This is a genomic window from Mesorhizobium sp. P3_A2 (assembly GCF_056403115.1).
This window is the reverse complement of sequence record NZ_JBFUGC010000020.1, coordinates 60,044-66,255: the sequence shown is the minus strand read 5'-3', so window position 1 is coordinate 66,255 and position 6,212 is coordinate 60,044. Positions and strand designations below refer to the sequence as shown.

Annotated in this window: 5 protein-coding genes; all 5 read left to right on the top strand. The window is 62.7% G+C overall.

Annotated elements, in window-relative coordinates:
- A partial coding sequence (locus AC1DXM_RS30435; protein WP_477239054.1) for a beta strand repeat-containing protein occupies positions 1-2,696 on the top strand: 2,696 nt, incomplete at its 5' end.
- A 71-nt stretch (positions 2,697-2,767) separates the two neighbouring features.
- Complete coding sequence (locus AC1DXM_RS30430) at positions 2,768-3,136, top strand: hypothetical protein (RefSeq protein ID WP_142868946.1); 369 nt, start codon at positions 2,768-2,770, stop codon at positions 3,134-3,136.
- Positions 3,137-3,172: 36 nt separating this feature from the next.
- Positions 3,173-3,928 (top strand): lytic transglycosylase domain-containing protein, encoded by a 756-nt coding sequence (locus AC1DXM_RS30425; RefSeq protein ID WP_477239052.1) that lies wholly within the window; start codon positions 3,173-3,175, stop codon positions 3,926-3,928.
- A 199-nt stretch (positions 3,929-4,127) separates the two neighbouring features.
- Positions 4,128-5,327 (top strand): type 1 periplasmic-binding domain-containing protein, encoded by a 1,200-nt coding sequence (locus tag AC1DXM_RS30420; RefSeq protein ID WP_477239050.1) that lies wholly within the window; start codon positions 4,128-4,130, stop codon positions 5,325-5,327.
- A 32-nt stretch (positions 5,328-5,359) separates the two neighbouring features.
- Positions 5,360-6,064 (top strand): thermonuclease family protein, encoded by a 705-nt coding sequence (locus AC1DXM_RS30415; RefSeq protein ID WP_477239048.1) that lies wholly within the window; start codon positions 5,360-5,362, stop codon positions 6,062-6,064.
- Positions 6,065-6,212: the final 148 nt, after the last annotated feature.

Sequence of the window (6,212 nt, the reverse complement as noted above, 5' to 3'; positions counted from 1 at the left end):
ACAGCCTGTTCGAGAACCTCGCCGTCTCGCTCACCGACCAGGACGGCCAGAACGCCACAGGCACCCTGTCCGTCAACATCGTCGATGACGTGCCGACGGCGGTCGCCGACATCGACAGCATCGGGGCCGGCCTGTTCGGCCCGGCCACCGGCAATGTGCTGGTTGGCGGAACCGATGCCCTCGACGGCAACGCGACCGACGGGGTTGCCGACACCAGGGGCGCCGACGGCGCTGCCGTGGTCGGCGTCGTCGCTGGCGACACCAATGCCGCCCTCGACAATACCGCGACGCTGGGCATCCAGATCCAGGGCGCCTACGGCAAGCTGACGCTGGCCGCCGACGGCACCTACAGCTATGTTCGCGATGCCGGCACGTCCGGCGGCCATGACGACGTCTTCACCTACACCATCAAGGACGGCGACGGCGACACCTCGCACACCACGCTGACCATCTCGATCGGCAACTCGCCGCCGGTGATCACCGACCTGACGCCGGCTGCCAACGGCGGCGACGTCACCGTCAACGAGGATGACCTCCTGGCCAGCCGCGGCGTTGGCGAATCGGCCGGCTCCGACACCTCGAAGGAAAGCACCACCCAGGGCGGCACCTTCACCATCTCCTCGCCCGACGGTATCGCCTCGCTGACCATCGACGGCCACGCCTTCATCACCAACGGCGTGTTCACCGCCAGCTCCTTCACCACCGCGCTCGGCAATACGCTGAACGTGACCGGCTACAATGCCGCAACCGGCACCGTCAGCTACTCCTACACGCTGCTCGACAATGAGGCCCATGCCGCCGCCGGCGGCACCAACAGCCTGTTCGAGAACCTCGCCGTCTCGCTCACCGACCAGGACGGCCAGAACGCCACAGGCACCCTGTCCGTCAACATCGTCGATGACGTGCCGACCGCAGTCGCCGACATCGGCAATGTCAACGAGGGCGCTTTGCTCACCGTGTTGGCAGCGGCGGGCGTGCTCGTCAACGACGTCGCCGGCGCGGACGGGGCCACGATCGATGGAGTACGGGCAGCGGGCGGCAACACCACGACAGCGGTATCGGGCGGAGTCAACACCGACATAATAGGCCTGCACGGCACGCTGCACCTCAACACCGACGGCTCCTATACCTATCAGTCGACGGCCCACAGCATCAACGCGAACACGACGGACGTGTTCGTCTACACGATCAAGGACGGTGACGGCGACCTGTCGACGACGACCCTGACCATCAATCTGACCGACATCAATGACGCACCGGTTGTCGCGAACACCGAGAATTGGATGTCGAGCGACCCGGCGCAGCAGACGCTCGGCACGCCCAGCTATCCGAACGGATATCCGCTGCTGGTCTCGATCCCGACAGACGCGGACGGCGATAACCTCATCGTCACGGCGACAGGAACGATCCCGACCGGGACGTTCTACTTCAACGGTGCGACCTATGTCGCCCTGACAGCCGGCACCGTGCTCTACAATTCGTCCGGCGGCATCAACCTGCTGGACGACCTGGTCTACCGGCCGACCGCATCGCAAACCGACACGGTCAACAACAACCTGTCGCTGGATGTCTATGACGGCCACGTCCACGTCGCCCAGACGGTCGGCATACACGAAGTACCACCGAACAGCCTGCCTAGCGACACGTCACAGATCGGCAATGGCAGCAGCCCGCTTACGTCGGGCAATGATCAGGTCACGACGCTTGCCCTGTCGGCAGCGACAGTGAACGCGATCCTGGCCGATCCACATAGCGCGACGGTGGTGGTTTATACCGACTTCCAGCAACAGCCCAATACGATACCTATTCCCGTCGGCGAACGAGACCCCGGAACGTTCAACGACGGCAGCGCCGGCTCTCATCGCGAACAGGAGGTTCAGGTTGAAATCAGAATCGGCACCAATCACTTCGCTGTCGTCGAAGACGATCTGACCGCCGGAACATTCGAGCAGACCTGGTTCTACGATGCGACCACGGGCCAGATGAAGGCGACAGTAGACTACGATCATATCTTCCTTCTGGACGCCGGCGGCAATGCCACTGCCACCACGCTTGCCAGCTATTTGATCGCACATCCGCCGACAGCCGGAGACACATGGACCCTGTCCTATTTCGACAACGACGGCGGAAACTGGCAGGCCCGCAACGTCAACTTCTCGTTCTTCTCGCATGATCCGGGCGACCCCGGCATTGTGGTGAATGGCAATGCGACGCTGGCCGACCAGATCTACGGAACGTCCGGCATCGACAATCTCAATGGCAATGGCGGCAACGACGTCATCATCGGCCGAGGTGGCAATGACTTCATTAGCGGCGGAGCCGGCAACGACCTCATCAGCGGTGGCGACGGCAACGACCTTCTGATCGGCGGCGCCGGCCAGGACACCATGACCGGCGGCACGGGCGCCGACACATTCAAGCTCGACGGGTTGGACATCAAAGACCTCATCGCCGACTACAGCGGCGGCCAAGGCGACAAGATCGATCTGACCGCGCTGTTCGATACAGCCCCCGTGGGAGCCAATGTCAGCGACTTCGTGCACTACAATGCGGGCACCCTCAGCGTCGACGCCGACGGCACTGCCAATGGCGCCAATTTCGTGGACGTGGCGCAACTGACGAACACGCCTGCCGCCGGCACGATCAACATCCTTTATGACGACACGGACCACGTGCAGCACACGGCCACGATTTAGCACTTATGCGTGGCCGTGCTCTCATGCTACATATTAGCGAAACATAAAACCGAGTTTGGAGAGGGACTTAAATGAAGCGTTGTGCAAGATTGCTGGCTTCGGCCGCGGCGCTGCTGTTGGCTGGATCGACGGGCTTCGCCGCCGACATCATCGAAGGACCGGTGGCCGACTATTGCCGCACGGTCGGCACGTCGAACCTGGTGCTGAACGACAACATCGTCGATCTCAAGTCCGAGGTGGTGAAGCTGATGGACGAGTCGGTGGCTGTCGCCAACAGCTCGGAATGGATCAACTCTTCGCGCCCCGCCTTCGTCTGGGCATCGGAAGCCAAGGTCGCCTGCGGCATGGCCTATGGCTATCTCAAGACGAACTACAAAGACGAAGACACCCTCAACAAGTGTGAATGCTTCCACGACCGCATGGTCGAGTACATGAACTGACCGGAAGGGATCTGGCCGTGCCGGTTGGCTGACCCGATGGTCGGCGGACGATCGACGAAGGCGATCGCTGCGGCGATCGCATTGACCGGTTTTGGTCAGCTTGCCACGCAAGCCCGCGCCAACTGGCTGGAACGACCTGGCCTGGAGAGATCAGCACCGTCCGGCTTGACGCGGCCGGCCCGCTGCGATGTCGCCCCGGAATGGACGCGCGAGACATTCAAGGCATTCGCGACATGCCAGGCATCGCTGTACGGCCTGGAGCCGGTGCTGGCGCACGCGGTGATGGAGATCGAAAGCGGTTTCGATCCCGATGTGCACGGCGCCGACGGCGAAGTCGGCTTGATGCAGGTGATGCCGGGAACGGCGCGAATGCTCGGCTTTCGCGGTTCGCTCGACGAGCTTGGTGCGCCGGCGACCAACATCGCGCTCGGCGTCAGATATCTGGCGCAGGCAAACAGCCTTGCCGCAGGCGATCTCTGCACCACCGTCATGAAGTATCGCGCCGGGCACGGTGAAACCCGGTTCTCCGAACTTTCGGTCCGCTACTGCCGGCGTGCGCGTGCGATCCTGGCGAGAGAAGGCGTTTCTGTTGCCGGGCCGCTACCGGTGGCGACGTTTGGCTTTTCCGCATTCCCGACAGCAGAAGATAATGGCGCCCCTGCCACGGCGAAGCGGATTTGCGTGCGCCGGCTGTTCGTGCCCGGGCCGCGATACATGAAATGCGCCGACTATCGAAGCGCCGGGCAAGCAAAGGTGATCAAGGCGCTCCGGGCAAGACTCTTCAACGGTTAGAGCAGTCCACCGTTTCGTGGAAACGGCGAACTGCTCTAATTCCTTGTTTTGACGCAATTCCGGGCGGAAAACCGCTTCACACTTTTCCTGGAATTGCTCTAAACCACGGTCCAGCAATTACAAGGACGGCGACGCAAGTCTGCCGTAAGATGAATGGGATGAGACCGGACAAACAGCCGGCGGGATATGGGGAGGCATCATGGAATCTGGCCGGCAGGGCCACAGTTCGTGGACATGGGCGATCGTCTTTGCGCTCGCGGGCATAATATCGGGGTGCCAGTCGAAAGGCAGCGTCTCGGATGCGCTCGATCCGGCGGCGATCGCCGCGCCTGGAGCGCCGGCCGCCAGCGCCGCGGCCGGCCCGGCCCAAGCCACGCAGTCGCTCGGCACCGGATCGACGAAGGTCACGATGCTGCTGCCTTTGTCGGCCCCAGGTAACGTCGGCGAAAGCGGCAGAAAGATGCTCGATGCGACCAAGCTGGCGATGGCCGATCTTGGCAACGCACTGCTCACGGTCACGGTCGAGGATACCAAGGGCGACAGCGCGCACGCCAGCGAATTGGCGGTGAAGGCGATCACCACCGGAACCAAGATCGTCATCGGCCCGGTCGAGCTTGGGGCCGCTCAGCACATAGCCAAGCTGTCGGGATCGCAGCGGCCGCCAGTGCTGGCGCTGGCCGACAATTTCGCCGGTGGCCCGGGCGTCTATGCGGTGCGCCTCAGCGAGGCCGACAGCGCGGCCGCGGGCGCGGCCGGCCTGGCGGCCAAAGGCAGAAAAAAGTTCGTGCTGCTCGTCGCGGCCGGCGCGAATGCCAGCGCGGTTGAAAAACGGGTCGCCAACAGCCTCAGCATCTATGGCGCGACGCTCGCCGTCACCCTTCCGTATTCGGCCGGTGACGGCGGCACAAAAGCGGTCAACGACATGGGCTCCCTGGTCGATGCTCCCGATGCCATCGTCGTCGCCAGCGGCGACGATAGTCCGTCGCAGATCCTCGCGGCGCTCAAATCGAAAGGCATCCCTGGAAAAGCAGTCGCCGTCGTTGGAACCAACCGCTGGCTGGAACGTCCGATCGAACCGCTGTTTGAAGGATCCTACATCGCCACGCTCGACCCAAACGAAACCGGGCCAATCGCCGACCGCTTCAAGACGACCTACAATTATCCGGCCGACGCCAATGTCGCCTACGCCTATGATATGGTCGCCCTGACAGCGGGGATTGCCAGTGCGGTCGGGCCTGGAGGCTTCAACAAGCAGGTGCTCGAAAATCGGAGCGGATTTCGCGGATCGACCGGCTTGTTCCGGTTTCGGGCGGATGGCTCCAGTGAGCGATCCATGCCCTTTTATCAGGTTCAAAAAGGTGCGCTCAAACTGGTCGCCAAATCGACGTCGGGGTACTGAGGGGCAAGACTCCTTGGGATCTGCTTGAGCTGATGGGCTGGCTGAGGCGCAATCGTTTGGTGGTGTTGCTCGGAAGCCTGCTGCTTCTGACCGGGGTTTTGTTGATCGTCCGAGTCGCCGAGCTGCTTTCCATCGATCGACCGGTACCAGCGCCACGCCAATCCATCGACGATGGCCCGCCAACGCGACCGGCTGCGATCGTCGCCAATACGCCATGGCGAGGACGGGCACGCAAAATTGCTCAGGACCTTATCGCGCCGCCACAACTTGATCCGGCGCAAATCGAACGGGCAGAGCCGCGCCCACCGCTCAGCGAGCTTGGCCTGGCAGCAGCTGCAGGGATGCAGATGCCAAAGGATTGGCCAGCGGTCCTGCTGTACCAACCGGTTGTCACCTCGTCGGCGACCTTCGAATCCGTGGGACGCACCGTCGCCATCAGCGGGGTCCAGGGCATCGACCTGGACAAGACCTGTTCGTTTCGCGACGTCGCCTGGCCTTGCGGCCAACGTGCTCGGGCGGCTTTCAATTCCTGGCTGCGCGGTCGGGCGCTTAAATGCGTCGTGCCGCCGGAGATCGATCGTTTCGCCATTGCCGCATCGTGCAATTTGGGCAAACAGGATGTCGGTGCCTGGCTGGTTTCCAACGGCTGGGCGACGGCCTTGGCAAGTGGCATTTACGGCAAGGCGGAGGCAGTGGCCAAGGGTGCCGAGATGGGAATATTCGGCCCGCCACAGTAGCCGACAATTCGGTGTCGCTACCGTTGCCAGCGCGGCCTTGCATTGAAGGCCAGGTTTCGGCCAATGGTAGGCGATTGCGCCATTACTCAAATTGTATGATTCCTCGAAACTGAATGTGCAGCACCATGGCCTATGGTAGTCGATCAGG